Below are 22,037 nucleotides of genomic sequence, written 5' to 3' on the forward strand. Positions count from 1 at the left end.
CACATTATGAAGTTACTACTTCTAAATTTCTACTTATTAATACTTTCATTTCTTCTTTTAATATCTCCTTTGAGTTATGTCCAAACCATTCTAAGGAAGCAAAAAGATTCGTATCCCTCACTTCCTGAATAATCTCATCATAATTTACAATACCTTCAAATAACGGAACCATACCAATACGACTTCCTGCTGCAGCATATACATTATTAGGTTCAAACACATGCAAATAATTCGCTGAAGATATATTCTTAAAATGGTAATGTAATGTCCACGGCTTTAATTGATGGAAACTGTCTATTGGATCTGCGCCAGACTCCCATATATGAAGAAAATCAAGATTTATTTTTAAATTCGGATGATTTACTTCTTCTAATAGTTCTATAGTAGCAGGCAATGTGTCCGTTAGTGTATTGGGATGTGTTTCTAACAGCACATACATATTGTGCTGAGCAAACACATCACAAATCTTATGTATTCGCTTCACATACTCTTTTCTCTCTTGTTCCGAGAAGTCCTCGCTCCCTTTTTGCCCAGCAAACGTGCGAATTTTATTCGTATTAAACCAATTAGCTAGTACTACAAGTTGTTCACTTTTCTCTATCGTTTTTTCAAAATCTGCTGATAATGATATATCTAAGTAATCACTTATCATCGTAATTTCTAAGTTTTTATCCTTTAGAAAATTCAATTCTCGTTCTGTCGTTTCACGTTCTTGCATGTACAAATTTTGTGCATGCGTCCCCCATAATTCAATTCCTTCAAAACCGTTTTCATATGCAAATTGAACAATGTCAGTAAATGAAATTAATTGATGACGAAATGAAATGGTACATAGCGAATATTTCATAGCATTAAACTCCCCTATCTTAAATTCAGTTAGCTTATTAAAGAGTTACGACAGACTGATTTGTTTTCATACCTTTCCATGATAGAAACTGTCTCTCTAATTCCTTCTTAATTTGCAGTTCAATTGCATTCATTTCATCCAGTTTTTCAATAATCGATACTAGCATACCTTTATTATTCGTCATTGCCATTTTAATTGCACGATACTGTACATTTGTAAATCCTTGTACAATATCCTCTACCCGATCACACCAATAATCAAATTCTTGCTCCGAATATTGCAACGTTTCACGGAAGTATGCAAAGGCATGCTCATAACTATATTTACGAATTGCAAGTACTGGTATTTGTTTTACTGCTGCTACAAGTCCAGAAAGCGTATACCCTTCTTCCTCATTTGCCATTTTTACAATTACATTTTTTAGTTCCATAGTCAGTTCATTGTCGTTCTTTTTGAATGTTTCTGTGAAATAACTAGCTACTGTTTCTTGCGTTGGCTCCCCAATTCTTTCTATATCAATGAAATACCCTCCACCAAATGGGTTATCTTGAACAGAGTGAAGTACTTTTTCTCTTTCCATATTCCCTTCCCAACGAAAATCAGGATCTAGCATGAACCACTCTTCTTCTTTCTCTGTTTTTGATATCATTAAATAATGCGGAAACGGTTTTTGATGAAATTTATTTTCCCTCTCTGGCAATAAAGACATATCAACCATTACAATGATATAACGATTTTCCGGCTTGTTTTCTACTAATTCTAAAAACATTTCTACATTGCTATCTTTATCTTTTGCATGATCATACCATTCGTTTACTTTAATACCGTACAATTTTTCAAACCAAAGTAAATAATGATCATGGTTAATGTTTTCAGAGTGATATGAAATAATTCCGCCTTCTGTTATATCAAAATCTCCATCCCATAGTCCAAAATAAAATGGACGAAAATCAATGTCGCTACGCCTTTTTATAATTTCACAAAAACAACTCACTAAACAGTGCACTTTAATTGAAGTCATACTCTCATCCACTTTCCTAAAGGTTAGTTATTCACATTTACTTCCTGTAACGGCTGTAACTCCTCCATAAAATCAAGCAAAGATCCTACAGTAAGAAATGCTTTTGGATCTACCTCATCCTCTGGAACGCATAGCTTTAAATCCATTTCTATGTATACAATAAGCTGTAACATCATTACCGAATCTATATATAAATCTTGATTTAAGCGCATCGTTTCTTCTAAATGCGTTACATTTTTCAGTTCCATTTTTTCTATCATAATTTTTAACACGGCATTCTTTAACGCTTCCCGTCTCATGTTGTAACCTCTCCCATCTCTAGTAACTTTCTACTTACTTTTCCCGTTTTATTTTTAGGAATTTCATTTACACTTTCAATTTCATGCGGAACTTTATAAGAAGGTAAGTGCTGAATACACCATTCTCTTATTTGCACTGGATCAACATGAGAGATCACTTTCGCTTTAACTATTTCGCCCATCACAGGATGTTTCCCTCGATATACAATTGCCTCTTGAACACCTTCCAATTGAAGCATTGTTTCTTCTACCTCTATAGGAAAGACTTTTAATCCTGAAACGTTAATTACATCATCCATACGCCCCATAAAATGAATGCCACGCTCAGATTTATACCCTAAATCTTTCGTGAAAATTTCCTTATCGTTCATTTTCACGACGATTTCTTCCGGTGCATTTTCATCTGAACCTATGCTTATACTCGCATGAGGTAGAGGGTTCCCTAAATCTAAATGGCTTGTCATATCATGACATATACTAATACAACCTGCTTCAGAACAACCATATTGCTGCATCATAAATGTTGTCATTTCTTTTAGTTTATAAAATAGTGCTTCTGGCAAAGGCGATCCGGATGTCATAATTTTATGAAACCGAAACGTTCCTAATGGAAAACTCCCCATAATGTGTAACATAAGTGGCACTGCATATATGATATGTTTTTCTGTATTACGAACTATATTTAATGCGAATTTAGGATTTTTGTTCGTAATGATTACAGGCTTGCTCCCCCTCTTAATTGCTGATAACGTACCACATATTAGTCCGTATGAATGTGAAACAGGAGCCATAACGATTGGCACTTCATCTACTCCACAGTTTAAAGCTTCATTATAAGCGGTAATTTCCGTATCAACTTCTGTCCATGCTCTACGAATCAATTTCGGTTCCCCTGTAGTTCCAGAACTATATTGCAATAAAGAAGGCTCTTCTAGTAAAAAGTTCCCTACTTCTAATTTTGTAAAATCCCCATATTCTCCATATAAAATTCCTACACAATTTGCACGCTTTGCCATTTCAATAGCTGTTTCTTTTGGCGTATCTTCATGTATAAGTAATACTGATGATTTCTTTTCTTTTAAGAAAAACACAAGCGTAATAATATCGAATGGATCTTTCAGACAAAGTGCAAATCTATTTCCTTCTGCTTTTTGAAATTGTTCCATTTCCGCATAAACTTGTAATCTCAATTCAAAATCACTTTTGCTATACTCTTGTTTATTAACGATTAGCATAATTTCCCCCTGTAACAACTGATTTTTGTTTCATAAGTTGTCTTACTCTATACAATGGATTTGGAACTTCATGAACAAGCGATTCCACATCCATATATAATCGACGTTTCGTTAATTGTTCAGCATAGAATGTAGGTGCATATAATTGAATATTTTCAAATCTACCTTTCAAATGTGGATATATTCTTAAATGATTTTCAATTTCTTCAACAACCATTATCCAAAAACGTTCTTCTTTCAATCCATATTCATCCGCAAGTACGAACGCTAATTCTCCTAAATTAAACAGGAAAAGTGCATCTAATACCATCTCTTGCAAACATTCGATGCGATCCATTTCAAAGAAATCATTCATTTTTCCATTCGCATATGTTCTATGCATTTTAGTAAAGTCGGGACATTTATCAACTTCTTTCAAATATGGACGATAAAACTCAAGCCCTTCATGAAAATCCTTTAACGCAATACGAACAGGCACCCCTTCTTTATGGACTAGAATCATATTTTGTCCATGTGATTCCAGTGCGATGCCATGCTCTACAACAAGATGTATAACTGGTATTATCGCTTTTTGAATAAGTAATTGTAGCCAATCCTTCATTCCATATTTGTTCAACCATGCATCAATAATTGGTGTACCATCTTTCTCTTTAGCGTATAAACCATTAAAAGGAATTGCGTCCTCTTGTGCATCTAAATACTTGTGAACGCTTTCGCGCCAAATACATCCTAATGAACCATATATAGCTTTCTTATTTGTGTCATACGTTACACTGGAAAACTCCTTTAACAAGATTAAACGTGCTTCATCGCTTAAATAGGCGTCATTACTTACAACATCACTTAACCAATTTGATATTGCTGGTGCACTCACAACAGAATACGGTTTCAACGTACGGAGTGTTGAAGTGTTGAGTAAATTCATCGATAATTTAACGTACGGTTTCTTTGGATTCGTAATATTTCTTACCGTTCTCATTGACTGTTGTGCGCAATACTCATCCTCTGATGTTCCTAAATAAATAATAAATTTACCCTGTATATGATCCGCATAATTTGAAATGATGAAATTCTCCCACTGCCAAGGATGAACAGGTATAAACACGTACTGTTTTGGATTACATCCCCGATTACAAATTCGCTCCATAAACTCTTCTAATTTACGCTCACCAATCTCCTCTATTAAAATTTCGTCATAAATTACTTCATTCTCATACCCTACACTGGAGTATTTTTTATGCGCTGCAATCCATATGAGTTTTATTGGCTGCATAAATTCATATCCATATTGAAAATTGTCACGATATTGAAATCCAATACGAGCTTTATAACTAGGGTGATATGGATGGCCGTCTATTAAATGGCTTTCAAACTCATCGTAAGATTTTTGATTGTATTCTTTCTTATTATTTCTTTCATATTGTGCAATCGTGTCTTTAAATATTGTTTGTTCTAATTCGTGCATAAAAGAATCTAATTTGGCTTGTTCTACACTAGCAACTCGAAAAACTTCTTCTAGAAATTGCGAGACAGATTGTATTTCTTGCTGTTCATCTTGGACTCTTACTATTAATGAGTCTAAAGAAATACGTCCAAATGTCATCCGTTCCCTGCCATAGCATTTGTACGTGACACTTTTGTCTTCTTCATCAAGTCCTTGTATTATAAAAAGAATTTGTTCTTCTTTTTCTATGCGAACCGGTGTAATAATCCCCTCATAAATTAACGATTCTACTAATTGACGTAGCACTCTTCTTCGTACTGAAATGTAATCTTCTGATTCGAGCGCCTTCAATACTTTCGTATGATACATGTCCACTCTCATAAAACCCTCCACCTCATGACAAAATACCATTATTTGTATTACGTGAAATTTTAACGCTATTTATGAACGAACAGCCACTTCTCTAACGAGCGGATTATGTACTTGCACATAAATTGCTTGCTCTAATGGATTACTTAACTCATCGACATCGAAAAATCTCGTTAGTAAATTTGCTTTACACGCTAACTTATCTTCGTCCAATAATTCTCTTAAAAATGTTGAAGGTTCCCGGTTATACGGAAGGAATGATTCAAGTACAGACCTTAATTCCGAGAGAAGAATTTCCTCCTTAATTAATCCTGCTGTGCCAAAACCATTAATGAGGCCAAACATATGATTGAAAATTAAGTAGTAACGAAATCTCTCATCCACAATATAGTCGTCATATAAATTTCCAGTACGTTCTCCAATACCAGCTAATTCATTATTAAGCATCTCTTTCATTGAATTACAGAAATAAAATCCTTGATTATCACGGAAATAATATTTGACCGGATAACCATCTTTTAGCTGAACAACGCTATTTTGCTGATGAGCTTCTAATGCAACACCATACTGTAAATACATCCATACCATTGGCTTTAAAGAAATATTCATATATCTTCTAAACCACTCTAAGCTTACTTCTTCACAGCTTTTACTTTCTAAATCTGCTAGGCGATGAATAATATTCGATAACCGCGTACGCTCCCCAGGTATAGCATCTTGAACTAGCCCAGCAATTAATGTTGCGTCGTTTGCATGTTCACTATAAAAAGGGTTCTCGCGAATAATGACTTCAAATCCAGATTCTTGTGTTCCATAATTTAATGTAATATAAGCTGGATCACAAATAAAATCAAAGCCTGGAAATCTTTCTCGTACTTCACCAATAGCCGTATTTAACATTTCCTTCCCTTCAAGACCACTCTCAAGTTCTTTCAGTTTATTAATACGCATTGAATTCGTTACTTTCACCGGAAATGAAAACTTAAGCATATACTTCGAATCGGGATGATACAGCGTCCTTAGTGATGATGTTGCCATAAAATACTTACCTACAGGTCCAATATACTCAAGCAATTCTTGAACTATCCAATCCTGTACGTAAGCTTGATGCAAGAGCCATTCTGCCTGAAGCGGATGAATTGGAATTAATGCATATTGATCTTCCTTACAGTACTTCGCTATAAATTCCTTACTAACCATCTCATCATTACTTAATTCTTCTTTTATAATCGTTGTTGTAGAAGCTGATAATAATGATTTTTCATTTACTATACTTTTATGTGCCCGAAAATAATGAAGCTGACATTCTCCTTTTAATTCTGGAGAATACATTTCACTTTTCCAATCCAATATCCCCTGTCTACTCTTTGGTGTAGGATGAGTTAAATGCCCAAATAATAAAGACTGCTCCGCTTCTATAAAAGTTGTATTGAAACCGTATAATGCGGATGTATCTTCTATTCTCTCTTTTATAAATTCCTCAATATTTTGACAACTACGAATGACTCGAAGCATAAGTTCCGCAGGATTCGTTCCTTCTCCGTAGTTGATAGACATCTCTTTTATTAAAAATGTAATAACTGTAACGTAATCTGCTTTAATAACAGAATTACTATCTCCAATTTGATAATAAAATTTTTCTCCAAACAAATGGCGATCTGTTGATGATTTATATATAACTTCTCCATACAAAGTAACGTTCTGTGCCGATAGCCGACAACATAAATATGTGGGGACTGTATCTCTATTCAACGTATTACTGAAGATACTCTTCATTCTTTCATCCTCTGTAATCCATTCTCCACTCCCTGTTTCTCTTAAATAACAGTTTAAAAAGCTTTGTAATGTTGCATGTTCTGCGATTTGTTTCGCATGCTGCATGTTGGTCCTCCTCTTTATATTAAAGCTATCGAAATTTTATATAATAAACGATAATTGAATGTCGTTATCAATTATGATTCTAATTGATAATGATATTCAATTCAAGAGTATATTTCAGAATTTTTTTATCAAATAAAATTTTTCTTTTTTTCTTTCTTTTCTTTAATCTAGTTAAAAGTACACTAGAAAAATTCTTGTTTTCAAACTAATTACCTACTTTTATTAATCCATTTTTTGATGGATTAATAAAAAGGTACACCAAATGAGGTATACCTTTCCCTATGATATGTTTACATAATACTATTATATGCATCAATCTATATAGCTGTTTGTTTTTGTAACAAATTCAAATCTCTCCAACAATACGCTGTTTCTTCTACCTTTACTCTCTCTAAAAATTTCGTATCAATTTTTTCAGGGTTGAATTTTTCATAAAACTTTTTAGAAGGATTATTCGTAACGACCCAAACTAAAAGAGATTGCATATCATTCTTTACACATTCTGATAGTAACGCTTGAAATAACTTTTGGCCTATTTTCAATCCTTGATACTGTTGTAAAAGATAGATTGCATATAATTCCCCATCACAATTATATGCACCGCTTCTTTCAACTCCCCCATCAATAAATCCGACTATCGTTCCATTTAACGTCTCTGCTACAAATCTATATTGGCATGTATCTTCTTGTTGAAAAATGTTTTCCCATTGTTTTTCTCGTTGCTCATATGTTATATTTTCTAAAAATTCGTCAGCAAATATACCTTTATACGTTGTTTTCCAGCTATCAACATGCACCTTTGCTATACCTCGTATATCATCTTTTATAGCTCTTCTAATATGTATTTCCATCATTTCTCCCCCTTGTTATTCATCATTATATCAATTTATTTCCTTAAAAATCCAAATAAAAAAGAGTGAATTCACTTCACTCTTTTTTATCACAATTATCTACTTTCCACTTCAACTGAAACTACTCGATCAATCTCTTTCAGGGAACTATATAACTCTGTTGTATATAAATCTTCTGGAGCTAAAATAACCATTTCCAATTGCTGAAATGCTCCACTATCTATATCTTTAATTTTCACGCGTTTCACATGCATGCCTAAATTTTTAATTTGCTTAAATATACCATCTAACTCATGATGCTCTTTAACAGTAATTTTTATAGATAAATCCTTTTGTCTTAATGAATACGGTCCTGCAATTTTCACAAGTTGCGGAAGTACATTAATCGCTAAAATAATTAAAACCATAGCAACTGTCGCTTGTAAATAAAATCCCGCACCAATTGCGATCCCTAAAGCTGAAGCAGCCCACACCATAGAAGCTGTTGTTAATCCAGAAATAACATCATTACTTCTTCGTAAAATGACACCTGCGCCAAGAAAACCAATTCCACTAACAATTTGAGCGGCCAGTCGCATCGGATCCATATTTGTATGTCCTGGAACAGAATATACATGCACAGATTCAATTGAAACCATCGTAATTAAACAACTTGCTACAGAAATAACCATACTTGTTTTCACACCAAGTGGTTTATTCTTTAGCTGCCTATCTATCCCGATGAATAATCCTAAAAAGAGTGCTAAACCTAATTTGAGTAAAAATTCATATGACATATTTCCATTCTCCTTACTTTACAATGTTTCCCTTAGAATAACTCACTATAACTCTTTTATGATATCAATTCCAGTCTTTTCTATTCATTTAACGTAAAAAACCGAAAAAACATTTATAACGATGTTTCTCCGGCTTTTTATTACACTTTAGATTCTTCTTTATTTCTGATCTTTAATCTTAATTTCTGCATCTTTGTAGAATGCTAATTTACTGTCATTATACTCTTTTGTAAATTTGTTAAACTGCTCTTTCGACTTTTGTGCTTCCACATTTAATTCATTAACAGTTTTAACTTTTTCACCGATTTCTTTTAATTTCGTTTCTTTTACTTTTAATTTTTCATACAGTTCTTTTTCAGTCGCTAACACTTTCGTGTAATTTTCATTCATCTTTTTGAATGCATCATAACGGTTTTTATACGACTCTTCTACTGCTTTTGCTTGTTTTTGTAACTTCTTATCTTCAATCTTCTCTATATTACTTTGAACAGATTTTGTTTCCTTCTGTGCTTTTTCTAACATTTCTTTTTCACTTTTCAATACTTTTTCACGATCATCTACATTTGCAGTAGCTTGCTCTATTTTCTTTACAACTGCTTCATTATGATCTTTACCTTCTTGCAAAATTTGAGCATATAATTCTTGCCCTTGTTTCTCTAACTGCTCTAATTTTTTTGCTTCATCCACTAAAGATTTTTCTTGTGTTGCTGCTGTTTCAAAAGCTGTATATAGATTTTCTTCTGGCTTTTCACCGAAACAACCTGTTAAAAGTCCTACTGATAATACTCCTACTACTGCTACTTTTCCATACTTCAACGTTCATTCCTCCATTACATACGGTTATCATGCCAGAGGTTCACTGGGAAGTGATTCTCTTCATGATAAGCTTCAAACTCATAACCCTTTTCTTTTAGCCCCTTTAAAATTGCTGGCACAGCAGCAACTGATTGCGGGTGAATATCATGCATTAAAATTACTTCTTGTGGTTTTGTTGCGTTTGTTAATACATTTTGAGCAATTTGTGCTGCAGCTGCATCAATTGGCATTTTATTGTATTTCCAATCTGATGAATCAATTGTCCAATCCCATACTTTAAATCCGCTTTCTACCACTTTATTTCGAAGACCTTCATTCAATCCAGGCATCGAACCATATGGAGGACGTGTTAATTTAGGTGATTTCCCAATAATATTAGCGATTAAACCTTGATCTTCTTTCATCTCATTTACATACTCGCCATTTTTATATAACTTTGCGAAATTATGTGTCATACTATGCATGCCTACATAATGACCCTCAGCATTTTCACGTTTCACTAAATCAGGAAATTCTTTGACATTCGCTCCAATTAAAAAGAACGTCGCCTTCGCATCATGTTGTTTTAGCGTATTTAATAATTCAGCCGTATATTTCCCTGGCCCATCGTCAAATGTAAGATAAGCAACTTTTCTTTCTTTTCCATTAAAACGACTTGGTGCCGTTTTATTCATTTCAACTTTCGGCTGTTCACTTGCAAGCTGCACTACATTTTCTTGTTTCGCAACAGCTTTTGCTGGTGAAGTAATTGATTGGAACATGTAATACCCAATAGCTACTGCGGCAATCGCTATTAAAACGACTACTATTTGTTTAATTTTTAAAGCTTTTTCCATTCTATCGAATTCCTCTCCCTATTAATCTTATATATAAATCGCCCAATATAATTATACATCTATTTATTTTTATTTCACCATGTAAACAGATTTTTTTGTATTATACTGGGAGTTTTATCAAAAGTATTGTTCCATGTGCTTATAAGACTCAACGTATCTCCATGAAGATCCACCATTTTTTGACGATAGCTAAACCATATTTTCACCTATTACATAATTATTAATCTGGCAAAATAGCTGGTCAATATATGATAAATGATCTTTCGCAATTACTATCTCTTCATCTTTCACCTTAATCGCTTCAATGTGTATGAATATGTAATTGCATTTTGAACAGTCTTTCTTTAACCTGTTTCAATTTCCACCAATTCAATTGTTCTATAAATAGTGATAAATTGAATTTCCTTTCCTTCAACTTTAGGAGCTAATTTCCAAATAGTCCCCTCTAGTATATCGTATAATTACACCTTTTGTTTATATAAATTAAAATGATTTTAGTATAATTTTTCTAGAACAAAAAAACGTTATTAAAAAGTTGCTAATCCACTTCAAAAAAAAGATTGGCAAAAGCCAATCTTTTTTTATTATTCGTTTCGAACTGATTTTGGCGTTACACCTAAATGATCATTTAATTTTTTTGAAATATCTTTTATATTTTTTTCATTTGGAATGTAATAATAAATACCACCGATACGTTTATCTGTACCTTCTATTTGCATTTTTTCCATTTCCAAATTAGTTCCTGCCATATTTTTTGTAATGGCAAGCATATCGTCAAATGTTAAGTTCGTTTTCATGTTTTTATCAACCGCATCTAGTAAAGAGCCCATTTTGCTAATTGATTGAACAGACATCGCTTTTTTGGCAATTGCTTCTATTACAAGTTGCTGTCTCTGTCCACGCATTGCGTCACTATCAATTTTACGCGTTCTTGCAAGTGCAAGTGCTTGTTCTCCATTTAAATGTTGGTAACCTTTTTCTAAATGGATCATACCAGCTTGGTCTTTACTATCTTGTTCAGTGAAAGTAACTGGTACATCAATATCAATACCACCAATTGAATCGACAATTTGTACGAATGATTCAAAGTTAAACTTCACATAATAATCAACAGGGACATTTAAAAATCTTTCCACTGTATCGCGTGTGCTTTCTACGCCACCAAATACGTGAGCATGAGTAATTTTATCTAATTTTTTTCTAGTTGGAATATAAACACGTGAATCACGTGGAATACTTACTAGCTTAACAGACTTATCATCTTTATTAATTGTTGCTAATAAAAGTGCATCTGTTCGAACTGCTTCGCCATATTGGCTTTTTCTCATTTCACTTCCATCTACACCCATGATTAATATTGAAATATTATCCTTTAAAGGTTCAACTTCTTTATCACGCTTTGATGACTTTTCAATTTTTGCATATGCATCATTTACAACTGCTTTTGCTTTATTATATATAAACGAACCATATCCTACTCCTCCAAAAATAAGTAGGAAAAATGGAATTAATATGAACCATTTTATTGACTTTCTTTTAGAACGCTTTTTATTACTTCTCGTATTTTGTTCTAATTCAGAGCTCATACCCATTCGCCTCTCTTTCTCTTTACCAAGTATAATGTAAGTCTATTTATCTTCATATTGAATTTCCTTTCATTAACCTTACAATTTTGTAAGGTTACTACTTAAACCCAATATGTATTCCATTTCACATTATACTCTCGTACTTATTTTTGGCAAGTCACTATTTACCAATTTCAAAAATTTAGCACTTCGCAACATGCAAATTTATAAATTCATTAACTCTTTCATTTTAAATTAGGATATCTTTTTCCAGATAAACGATATGAATAAAGAGTCCAGCTAATAATAAAACCTCTATGAATACAGTATATTTCACGTTATTATTTCTCAAACGGCGTATACATGCTTTTCTTCCCCTGATTATCAATAAAAGCCGACTTTGCTTTTATTTTCGTTTTTTCTACTTCCATGTCTTCATTTGAGAAGTTCACAATGATTTTAATATCTTTTCCATAAGAAACAGATTGTACTAGCTTATCTTCTGACAAATACGCAAAATTCGTCATCTCTTCTTTTACTGCTTTTTCATGAACTTCATTCCAAACTTTTAGATGCTCTGTAATTTCTTTTTTATGTTTATTCCACTCTACTTCATCTAAATGGTACAACGGAGGAACATTATACAATAATTCAGACAGCATTCGATTTCCAACTTCATCTTTTACCTTTAAACTTCCCCATTCCCAATGATGCGTTGTAATAACGGAATCATTGTATACTAATTTATATAATGGTACCGAATATACTGGATTTAAATATACTTGTTTATATTCTTCTTTCAATGGTACTTGTTTTGCATATTTTTCGGGAACATTTTGATTTGGTGACCAATATCCACCGACATAATACGGACTTGTTTTATTTTTCCGCATATCTTCATCGTCCCATTTAATAACAGGTGTTTCAATTCCGTGTGCAAATGCAATCGTACTACTAGCAAAATCATTTCCACCTTCAGAACCAACGACCATACCCTTTTCTTGTGCAATGTAGTCCATTCGTTTTAAACGTGCTTTTAAATCTTGCTCTTGTGTCGTTATATGTTTCGCTGAATAGTCATCGTAAATTTCACCTGTCGCATCACAATCAATAAACCATGAATTATATTTAGGACCATTTTGTAATATATCATTCATGCGTTCCTTTACACTAGGCAGCGATAAAGTCGGGTTTAACTTGCGACCTCTGCCTAAAAAGCCTTGCACCTTTTCTCCGTTTTTCTTCGTTACAGTAGCCTCTTCGTATAATGATGGGTCATTAAAGGATGCTGTGTTCCAATTTTTATCACTTTTTTCGTGAATGGAATGATATGAATCATACGGACCAACTAAATACCCCATTTCCTTCGCTTTTGCCACGAAATTCGGTTGCATAAATCCTTGTTCCCAGTTCGGCAGACCAATCCACGCTTTTTCTATTCCGGCCTCTGTCATTTCCTTTAGTATGTCCGTTCCATCTGCATTACCCCATTTACTTACCTCTTCAACCGCATCGCCAAGTAGCGACTTTAATAAATGCTTATTTAAGCTATACAATTCTGTATTCGTTAAGTGACCTACACCTTTCTTTAATAGCACACTAGCTTCCTGGTCAACGTTTTGAAAAATATCCTCTTTATAAAATTCCTTCATGGATAATACTTCGTTTATATAACGTAAAATAACATTTTTTTGATACTTATCAATGAAATCTTGTTTACTTACTTGATCTAATACATTCAGTTCCCCAGGCTCTGAACTATTCTTTTGAATAAGTTCTTTTATATGACTAAACAGCGGGCTATTTATTTGCTCCCTTAGTTTTGGCCAATTTATATTATTTTCTGATAAACCATTTTGATTCCAAAAATAAAAATGCGCCGCTCCATATAACTTTTCGATTTCTTTATTTTTTCTAGCCTTTTCTTGTAATGTTTTAAATTCACCTTTTCGAACAATATCATCCTTATACAGTTTAGCAATGCTTACCGCATCATTATTTGTCACATATAATTGAAATCCATATGTTTTATTTTTATTTATGCTCGGAAATTCATGTGTAAAATCAAATCCTATTTTCGGATCCGAATGAAATTTCAATTCATTATTAAACATATTGTTTGCAATATATACAATTGAATATTTCGAACCATTTAATGCGAAAAACTTCATAGAAAATGATTCAGCAAATGAATATGCATCATCCTTTAAAAACTTCTTCCAATTCTCATCATTGCTCGGAATTTGCTTACCCTCCCATAACGGAAGTGTATAATTTTCAGCTTCTACTTTCGGCCATGTAAAACTTTCTGCACCAGTCGATTCCACTTCAATGTTTAAGTGGTCTTTTTTCTTTTCTAATTTTATTTTTACTTTTTGATCTGGATATTCCCACGATGTACGATCCTTTTCTTTTTTTACATTCGATACCTTCATTTTCGGTAGGGGTTGTGATGCCTGTTCCTTTACACCGTCATGTTCTACAGTTACTGTGAATGTTTCTGGATTTACATCATAAGTAAAATCTTTATACGTCGCTTTCTTTATTTTAGACTCTTGTACAGCATTACTACCTTTTACGTCACAACCGACTAAAGTCGAAAATGGCATAGTTGTTAGAAGACATATCGCTATCATTTTTTTCATCCTCTGCACCTCCACCAATGAATATACAGGTGGTTTGTTACAGAAATGTGGCAAAAAATAATAGAGCTAGCATTTTGCTAGCTCTATTTGGAGTATTAAAAGTTGATATGAACAACTATAATTCGCTTAGAAGATATGTAATACAGTAACTGCATTTTTTCTCAACAATTATGAAACTAAACAAATCAAAATTTTAACAAGCATTCTTTAACTGAAAAAATAAGTGTATACAATGTATCCTAAAAGTAGTACTAAAATGATTATCCCTGTACCTTTCCAATTCATACCGCCGGCTATATCAACTAGACTACCTGCTTCCGCTCTATTGAGTCCGTCATGTAAAGAACCCGTAGGATTACTTTTTAATTCACTTTGTCTCATACGCTCTCTTTTTTCTTCTGGTGACTCTTTATTCATTTAATCACCTCCAAAATGAATGCACTCTTTACTTACATTATTCAAAATCAACATTTGTTTTATATTTTTTTCCGAAAAAACCCAATTTAAAATAGGTTTGCAACGTAAAGAAAGCTAGCCATGCCAGCTTTCTTTATAATCCAATATGCTCTTCCTTATTTACAATAATACCTTTATGGTCGATTTCAAGCTCACATACTTTCATATCTGTAAATACTCTCGCTAATTGCTCAGCGATTTCTTGACGTTTCTCATATGGCGTTAATATAAAAATAGATGGTCCCGCACCGCTAAGTGCTGTGCCGTACGCACCAAATTCTTTTGCGCATTTACGAATAGATGGTAATAACGGTACGAGTTCTAAACGATATGGCTCGTGAAAATGGTCTCTCTCCATCATTTCACCTACAACTTCCCACCGCTTTTGACATAATGCAGCTACTAATACGTTACTTATCGCACTAGCTTTAACTGCCTCATGAAACGGAAACATCTTTGGTAATACAGATCGACTTTCATCTGTATTTAATTCTTCATTCGGAATAAGAGAAATTACCCCTAATTCCTTGCTCTCAATTCTTACGACGGAAATATCCTTTCCATCAAGTGCTCCGATTACAGTTCCACCTAATATAGAAGCAGCAACATTATCAGGATGTCCTTCAAAATTTGTAGCAATTTGAACTTTTTGATCAGCAGTTAAGTTCAAATCACCTAGTTGATTCGCAACCTCTATCCCAGCTACAATCGCTGATGCACTACTTCCTAGCCCTCTCGTTAATGGGATATTGCTAGTAACTTCTATTATATGGGGTGATATAGAAGGACATACTTTACATGCCGTGCTAACGATTAAATTTTTATCGTCTGTCGGAATTGATTCTTCAAAGGAATGGATTACTTGCCACTTATCAGCTTTTTCTTTAACCACCACATCTAAATACAATGACAAAGCTATTCCAACTGAATCAAATCCAGGACCAACATTCGCCGTACTAGCAGGGACACGAACGCTTAATGGTATCACGACATAATCACCCCTTTAATATGATCTTTAATTTGTCCTATATTATTTGACAAACTTGCGATGTCTAGTTGATTTGAAGAAATAGCGATATCAGGATCCTTCAAACCATTTCCAGTTAATACTGCAACAACTGTTTCTCCCTCTTTGATTTTTCCAGATTGAACATGTTTAATTACGCCGGCTAATGAAGCATTTGATCCTGGTTCAGCGAAAACTCCTTCAGTTTTTGCTAATAACCTATACGCATATAAAATTTCTTCATCTGATACCATATCTATTTCACCACAAGACTGCTCGGCAGCCTCTACTGCATACGACCAACTTGCTGGGTTACCAATGCGAATCGCTGTTGCAATTGTTTCAGGCTCTTCAATTATATGCCCTTTTACAATTGCAGCTGCTCCTTCAGCTTCAAAGCCATGAATTCTTGGCTTCTTATAACCTTTTTCTTTCTCATATTCACAGAAGCCTTTCCAATATGCTGTAATATTCCCTGCGTTCCCAACAGGGATAGCTAGAACATCTGGTGCATTTTGCAATTGGTCACAAATTTCAAATGCTGCCGTTTTTTGCCCTTCAATTCGATAAGGGTTCACTGAATTTACTAATGTAATCGGCTCTTCTGCAGCAATATTTCTTACAGCCTTAAGTGCATCATCGAAATTCCCTTCTATTGAAATAATTTCAGCTCCATAAGCGACCGCTTGCGCTAATTTTCCATGCGCAATCTTTCCTTCAGGGATGACGATTATACATTTCATCCCAAGACGTGCCGCATATGCTGCAGCTGATGCTGATGTATTACCTGTTGATGCACAAATGATTGCTTCTGAACCTTCTTCTTTCGCCTTAGCAACTGCCATCACCATACCACGATCTTTAAAAGAACCTGTCGGATTCGCTCCTTCGTACTTACCATATAGCTGAATCCCTAATTGCTTTGATATATTTAATAACGGAATAAGGGGTGTGTTTCCTTCCATTAAACTGACATCAGGTGTGTTTTCATTCACCGGTAAATAAGAAGCATATTGTTTTAATAGTCCTTTATACATATTGTTTTTCCTCCTCAATAATGTAGTAACTGTTTATTTCACTTGCGACAGCTTCTATCGCTCCTAAAACTCGTTCGAATTGATACTTGGAAGTTTGATGTGTCACAACAACAACTTCTGCCAGTTCACGGTTTAAAGGTAATTGAATAACTTCTTTTAAACTTACAGAATAATTAACGAAACATTCTGTTACTTTTTGCAACATCCCAGGCTCATCTCGTAATGAAATACGCAAGAAATATTTCGAAACTACTTCTTCATCACCTTGTAATTCATAAGGAACTGGTTCTTTTAACGCACTTTTATTTTTCGGCACTTGATTCATATTTTTAACGATGGAAATAATATCACTTACTACAGCAGAACCAGTTGGCAACTTTCCAGCTCCAGGTCCGTAAAACATTACTTCTCCTACCGCTTGACCGTGAACATATACTGCATTAAATTCATTATTTACATTCGATAATGGATGACGACTTGGTAAAAGTGTCGGTTCTACACTTAAATGAATGGCTGATCCTTGTTTTTCTGCTTTCCCAATTAACTTCATAGTAAATCCTAACTTTTCAGCCATTTGTAAATCTTCTTTTTCGACCTTTCGAATCCCTCTTACTTGCACATCATCTAATGAAACATTCATCGAAAAACCTAAGTTTGCAAGAATTGCTACCTTTCTCGCCGCATCTAGTCCATCTACATCTGCTGTCGGATCCGATTCTGCAAAACCTAATTTTTGCGCTTCCTGTAAAGCCTCTTCATAAGACCACCCATTTTGACTCATTTTTGTTAACATATAATTTGTTGTACCATTTACAATTCCCATTATTTTTTCAATTTGATCTGATGCTAGCCCGTCAGTTAGTCCTCTTAACACTGGAATACCGCCTGCTACGCTCGCTTCATAACATAAATCACAATCATTATCATTTGCCAGTTGAAGAAGCTCTGCACCATATACAGCCATTAAATCTTTATTTGCTGTTACGACATGTTTTTTATTTTCTAAAGCCTTAACAATATGCTGTTTTGCTTCTTCAATTCCGCCCATTACCTCTACTACAATATCAATATTTGAATCATTTAGAACTTCATCTGCATGACTTGTGACTGCAATTCCGTCAATACAAACATCGCGTTCTTTTTCCAAATCACGTACAACGACTGTTTTCGCTTTCACTTCGTATCCTGTATCAAGAGCGATTTTTTTATAATGTTCTTTCAAAATATGAACAACACCACTTCCGACCGTACCTAAACCTAATACCCCAACATTTATAACGTTATTCATCTTCTAATCTCCTCCTACAATTTTATTATTTATCTCTATCAATCACCTTGCTCTGCTTTTTAATTATGCAGGTGGTGGTTATTTCCATACGTATAAATAGTTTCATGTTACCGCACCTCCCTTCAAAGTAATAAAAAACACACTCATCCCTAGGAAAGGGACGAATGTGTTTTCGTGGTTCCACCCTTGTTCCAATCTAGACGTATCTCCTTCTAGATTGCTCAAGTTCAGATAACGGCTGATACCGTCAATAATTACTAGATTACTCGTTCACTATTGAAGTTCAAAGGTGGTAAAATCATTTCTCGTGTTAGGAAGCTCACACCCTTGGCTTCCCTCTCTGTAAACCGTAAAAATGATTTCTTGTCCTTATCGTTACTTTTTCGTTCATGTTTATTTGTTAACTCATTATACTCGCATAAAAAACAAAATCAATACTATTTTTTAATTATTTTAAATTTTCAATCTCTAAGGTCGTAAAAAAACACACTCATCCCTAGGAAAGGGACGAATGTGTTTTCGTGGTTCCACCCTTGTTCCAATCTAGACATATCTCCTTCTAGATTGCTCAAGTTCAGATAACGGCTGATACCGTCAATAATTACTAGATTACTCGTTCACTATTGAAGTTCAAAGGTGGTAAAATCATTTCTCGTGTTAGGAAGCTCACACCCTTGGCTTCCCTCTCTGTAAACCGTAAAAATGATTTCTTGTCCTTATCGTTACTTTTTCGTTCATGTCTATTTGTTAACTTATTATAGTTATCAACTTTTTAAAAAGCAAGCCTATTTTTACTAACTATTTTTAAGAAATTTTTTTATTATATTTCACAATAACATTATGCAACCGCCACTCAATTTACCTATTTTGTTATTTTTCCAGTTTGTAAATCAACGGTTCGTATATAAATTCCCCATTCTAAAACCCGTACATATCCGCTCCACAAAACTATATCAATAAAATTTTTAATACAATCTTTTTGTATAACTTTCTTCTAAAGAACGTGCAACATCTTCTTCTGAAGTATTCACTTTCGCATGCTCCAGTAACATTTTTGCTGCTGAAGGTAACTCTTTTTTATTTAACCAAGATTCTGGATCCCACATCTTAGAACGAATAAAAGCTTTTGCACAATGAATATAACACTCTTCTATTTCAACAACAATTCCAAGCAATGGATTACGTCCATTCGCCTGCATTTCTTTCAAAACTTCTTCGTCGTTTGTAATATACGCTCGGCCATTTATTCTGAGTGTCTCCCCAAGACCTGGAATAAAAAAGATTAATCCTACACTTGGATTGGAAATAATATTCAAAATGGAGTCTATACGGCGGTTTCCTGGTCTTTCCGGAATAATAATTTTACTATTATTTAATATGTAAACAAATCCAGGTGCGTCTCCTCTCGGCGAGGCGTCACACTCCCCCAACTTATTTGCAGTAGATAATACTAGAAAAGGAGATTTAGAAAGAAAATCTATGCAATGGTGGTCTAATGATGAAATAACTTTTTTCAATGCTCGCTCACTTGGTTGCCCCAATATTTTCCGTAACTCTTCCTCTGTTGAAATAATCGATTTTATTTCCATACGCTCTATCTCCACTTATAACCACTCCTTTTTCTTTATTTTCCCAAAATTCAATACAAATATTGTATAATAAAATTTGAGGAAAGGGGAATTAAAATGACAGAGTGGTTAACAATATTTGATCCTGAAAGAAATACACTTGGGAAGAAATTACGTGACGAAGTGCATCGTGACGGTGATTGGCACGAAACATTTCATTGTTGGTTTGTAGAAAAAGATAATGAAGATATGTTCTTATATTTCCAATTACGCTCTAAAAATAAAAAAGAAGCTCCATGTATATGGGATATTACTTCAGCTGGACATATTATGCATGATGAAGATGTACAAATTGGTGGCCTACGTGAAATCGAAGAAGAATTGGGGCTTTCCTTTCAAACTACTGATTTAATATACAAAGGCATCTTTAAAATAGATTATGAAATTTCAAATCTTACTGATCGTGAATTTTGTCATATGTATTTTCACAATGTCAACAATCCACTTCCATTCGCACCAGGTGAAGAAGTAGACGATGTGATGAAAGTACATACAACTCCTTTTCTACAACTATTAAAAGGAGAGATTTCATCTTTAACGACGATTTCAGTCCTAAACAATAAACCGATTACGATAACATTTGAAGATATTTATCCGTATGATCTTGCATACTATGAATTTGTTGTTGAACAAGGAAAAGAACTACTAAAAAATAATAGTTTGTAAATATAATAGGACTCCTATCTATCGTTGACTGAGAGTCCTATTTTCCTTATCATCATTGTTCAATTGTCTTTAATCTCTTCTCTACTCGCCTAAATAAGTGAATGATTAACAATACCATGACCGCCATAATCACTGCTGTTGTATGTGGATATCTAAACAGTATACTAATAATACTTCCAATTAACATCATGATGAATCCGTTTCGCTTCATCACTTCTGCACTATACCTATTACCCGCATCCCATAATTCCTTATTTTTCATGGATCGTTTCGTACGATAACCATATGCTGCATTAATATCCGTTGGTGGATTTTTTTGAAGGATAATTGCAGCAAGTATAAATATAACACCGATCAATATGCTTATTCCTACGTTTACTAATGCATAGATCAATTATCCCCCCCCTAACTTACACCCTCATTATACGACACGACCCCTTTTTTTCCAATTTATAACACATTCAATTTCTTTCTTTTGATGTCTGGAACATACTCGGAAGTGTTACAAAACGTGCCCCTTTCGTTTTTAACTGCGGAATGATTTTGTCTAGTGCATCTACAGATCCTTGTAGATGCCCACCCGGTGTTGAATGTTGAAGGATGACACTTCCTGGAAATGAATTCCCTAATACATTATTTGTAATCGTATCAGCGCTTACACCTTTCCAATCAACTGTATCAACACTCCACTGTACAATCATAAAATTTTGCTCTGTCGCCCACTTCAATTGATTTTCAAGTATTTCACCGTATGGCGGACGTATAAACTTTGGTGCATAACCAGCTAAACGATTTAATATTTCTTCTGTTTTTATAATTTGATTACGGTACTCATCCTCATTTACTTTCGCTAAATTTGGATGACTATACGTATGATTACCAATTACATGCCCTTCATTTGCAATACGCTTTACTACGTTCGGAAATTTTTCTGCGTTTTCACCAAGTAAGAAAAAAGTAGCTTTTACATTATGTTGTTTTAACTTATCTAATATTTTTGGCGTGAATTCTGAATCTGGTCCATCATCAAATGTAAGAGCTACTTCCGCTTTATTATACGGTCCTGAAAATGCGTACGCATATTTTTCAACCCATGAAAATGGTGTCCACGATCCACGATCATCTACTTTCATTTGTACTTCATAGCTTTGAGGGATATATGCGTATGGCAATGCGCTTATATATTCTCCATAATAAAGTGAGTTATATGGCATATAAGCATACGAAACATCTCGTTCTAGTCCCCATTGATATGGAGCAAACATTTCTGGCGAATAAAAATAATACATGATAAAAAACCTCCCTAAATTTTCATATGTGATTCATCTGCACTTTGTTAGAGAAATTGTTATTCATAAACAAAAATAAGAC

The 22,037-nt window shown here is 34.0% G+C and carries 20 protein-coding genes and 2 other annotated features; of the genes, 1 reads left to right on the top strand and 19 read right to left on the bottom strand.

Going from position 1 to position 22,037, the window contains the following annotated elements:
* Positions 1–4: 4 nt before the first annotated feature.
* The 17 genes from ACLBXA_RS20680 to ACLBXA_RS20760 all read right to left on the bottom strand — a co-directional run bounded on the left by ACLBXA_RS20680 (position 5) and on the right by ACLBXA_RS20760 (position 19,976).
* Positions 5–847 carry a sugar phosphate isomerase/epimerase family protein gene (locus ACLBXA_RS20680; RefSeq protein WP_000877678.1) on the bottom strand — a complete coding sequence of 281 codons (843 nt, stop codon included), beginning with the start codon at positions 845–847 and terminating at the stop codon, positions 5–7.
* 37 nt (positions 848–884) lie between these two features.
* Positions 885–1,868 (bottom strand): DUF6005 family protein, encoded by a 984-nt coding sequence (locus ACLBXA_RS20685; RefSeq protein ID WP_000200700.1) that lies wholly within the window; start codon positions 1,866–1,868, stop codon positions 885–887.
* 23 nt (positions 1,869–1,891) lie between these two features.
* Positions 1,892–2,167, bottom strand: coding sequence for a petrobactin biosynthesis protein AsbD (asbD, locus tag ACLBXA_RS20690; protein WP_001250559.1), 276 nt, complete (start codon positions 2,165–2,167; stop codon positions 1,892–1,894).
* Positions 2,164–3,402, bottom strand: coding sequence for an AMP-binding protein (locus ACLBXA_RS20695; RefSeq protein ID WP_086398519.1), 1,239 nt, complete (start codon positions 3,400–3,402; stop codon positions 2,164–2,166). Before ACLBXA_RS20695 ends, asbD begins: the two co-directional genes overlap by 4 nt.
* Positions 3,389–5,227, bottom strand: a complete 1,839-nt coding sequence (locus ACLBXA_RS20700; RefSeq protein WP_001261817.1) for an IucA/IucC family protein — start codon at positions 5,225–5,227, stop codon at positions 3,389–3,391. Before ACLBXA_RS20700 ends, ACLBXA_RS20695 begins: the two co-directional genes overlap by 14 nt.
* Positions 5,228–5,287: 60 nt before the next feature.
* Positions 5,288–7,096, bottom strand: a complete 1,809-nt coding sequence (locus ACLBXA_RS20705; protein WP_074789653.1) for an IucA/IucC family protein — start codon at positions 7,094–7,096, stop codon at positions 5,288–5,290.
* 317 nt (positions 7,097–7,413) lie between these two features.
* Positions 7,414–7,947 (bottom strand): GNAT family N-acetyltransferase, encoded by a 534-nt coding sequence (locus tag ACLBXA_RS20710; protein WP_000402427.1) that lies wholly within the window; start codon positions 7,945–7,947, stop codon positions 7,414–7,416.
* 95 nt (positions 7,948–8,042) lie between these two features.
* Positions 8,043–8,723 (bottom strand): MgtC/SapB family protein, encoded by a 681-nt coding sequence (locus ACLBXA_RS20715; protein WP_000119510.1) that lies wholly within the window; start codon positions 8,721–8,723, stop codon positions 8,043–8,045.
* Between the two features lie 159 nt (positions 8,724–8,882).
* A complete protein-coding gene (locus ACLBXA_RS20720) occupies positions 8,883–9,539 on the bottom strand; it encodes a YkyA family protein (RefSeq protein WP_000873575.1) in 657 nt (218 codons plus the stop codon).
* A gap of 14 nt (positions 9,540–9,553) precedes the next feature.
* A complete protein-coding gene (locus ACLBXA_RS20725; RefSeq protein ID WP_000409486.1) occupies positions 9,554–10,375 on the bottom strand; it encodes a peptidoglycan-N-acetylglucosamine deacetylase in 822 nt (273 codons plus the stop codon).
* A 584-nt stretch (positions 10,376–10,959) separates the two neighbouring features.
* Positions 10,960–11,961, bottom strand: coding sequence for an LCP family protein (locus ACLBXA_RS20730; RefSeq protein WP_002083270.1), 1,002 nt, complete (start codon positions 11,959–11,961; stop codon positions 10,960–10,962).
* A gap of 320 nt (positions 11,962–12,281) precedes the next feature.
* Positions 12,282–14,585: a glycoside hydrolase gene (locus ACLBXA_RS20735; RefSeq protein WP_000738097.1), complete on the bottom strand. Its 2,304-nt coding sequence runs from the start codon at positions 14,583–14,585 to the stop codon at positions 12,282–12,284.
* A 207-nt stretch (positions 14,586–14,792) separates the two neighbouring features.
* Positions 14,793–15,002, bottom strand: a complete 210-nt coding sequence (locus ACLBXA_RS20740) for a DUF6366 family protein (RefSeq protein WP_001031477.1) — start codon at positions 15,000–15,002, stop codon at positions 14,793–14,795.
* A 133-nt stretch (positions 15,003–15,135) separates the two neighbouring features.
* A complete protein-coding gene (gene thrB / locus ACLBXA_RS20745; RefSeq protein ID WP_000612685.1) occupies positions 15,136–16,029 on the bottom strand; it encodes a homoserine kinase in 894 nt (297 codons plus the stop codon).
* Entirely contained in the window at positions 16,026–17,084 is a 1,059-nt protein-coding gene (thrC, locus tag ACLBXA_RS20750) for a threonine synthase (protein WP_098832521.1), read from the bottom strand. Before thrC ends, thrB begins: the two co-directional genes overlap by 4 nt.
* Positions 17,077–18,372 carry a homoserine dehydrogenase gene (locus ACLBXA_RS20755; protein ID WP_079245456.1) on the bottom strand — a complete coding sequence of 432 codons (1,296 nt, stop codon included), beginning with the start codon at positions 18,370–18,372 and terminating at the stop codon, positions 17,077–17,079. Before ACLBXA_RS20755 ends, thrC begins: the two co-directional genes overlap by 8 nt.
* A gap of 153 nt (positions 18,373–18,525) precedes the next feature.
* Positions 18,526–18,757 (bottom strand) — a binding site (T-box leader).
* A 115-nt stretch (positions 18,758–18,872) separates the two neighbouring features.
* Positions 18,873–19,104, bottom strand: a binding site (T-box leader).
* Positions 19,105–19,337: 233 nt separating this feature from the next.
* Positions 19,338–19,976 (bottom strand): pyridoxamine 5'-phosphate oxidase family protein, encoded by a 639-nt coding sequence (locus ACLBXA_RS20760; protein ID WP_017763042.1) that lies wholly within the window; start codon positions 19,974–19,976, stop codon positions 19,338–19,340.
* Positions 19,977–20,057: 81 nt separating this feature from the next.
* On the opposite strand from ACLBXA_RS20760, the gene ACLBXA_RS20765 reads away from it, so the two are divergent.
* Entirely contained in the window at positions 20,058–20,666 is a 609-nt protein-coding gene (locus tag ACLBXA_RS20765; RefSeq protein WP_000141355.1) for an NUDIX hydrolase, read from the top strand.
* Between the two features lie 52 nt (positions 20,667–20,718).
* Here ACLBXA_RS20765 and ACLBXA_RS20770 read toward each other — a convergent pair whose 3' ends face one another.
* On the bottom strand, positions 20,719–21,057 hold the full coding sequence (locus ACLBXA_RS20770; RefSeq protein ID WP_142339318.1) for an SdpI family protein: 339 nt from the start codon (positions 21,055–21,057) through the stop codon (positions 20,719–20,721).
* A 70-nt stretch (positions 21,058–21,127) separates the two neighbouring features.
* On the bottom strand, positions 21,128–21,955 hold the full coding sequence (locus ACLBXA_RS20775; protein ID WP_000291206.1) for a peptidoglycan-N-acetylglucosamine deacetylase: 828 nt from the start codon (positions 21,953–21,955) through the stop codon (positions 21,128–21,130).
* Positions 21,956–22,037: the final 82 nt, after the last annotated feature.

This window comes from Bacillus sp. D48C (genome assembly GCF_053345735.1).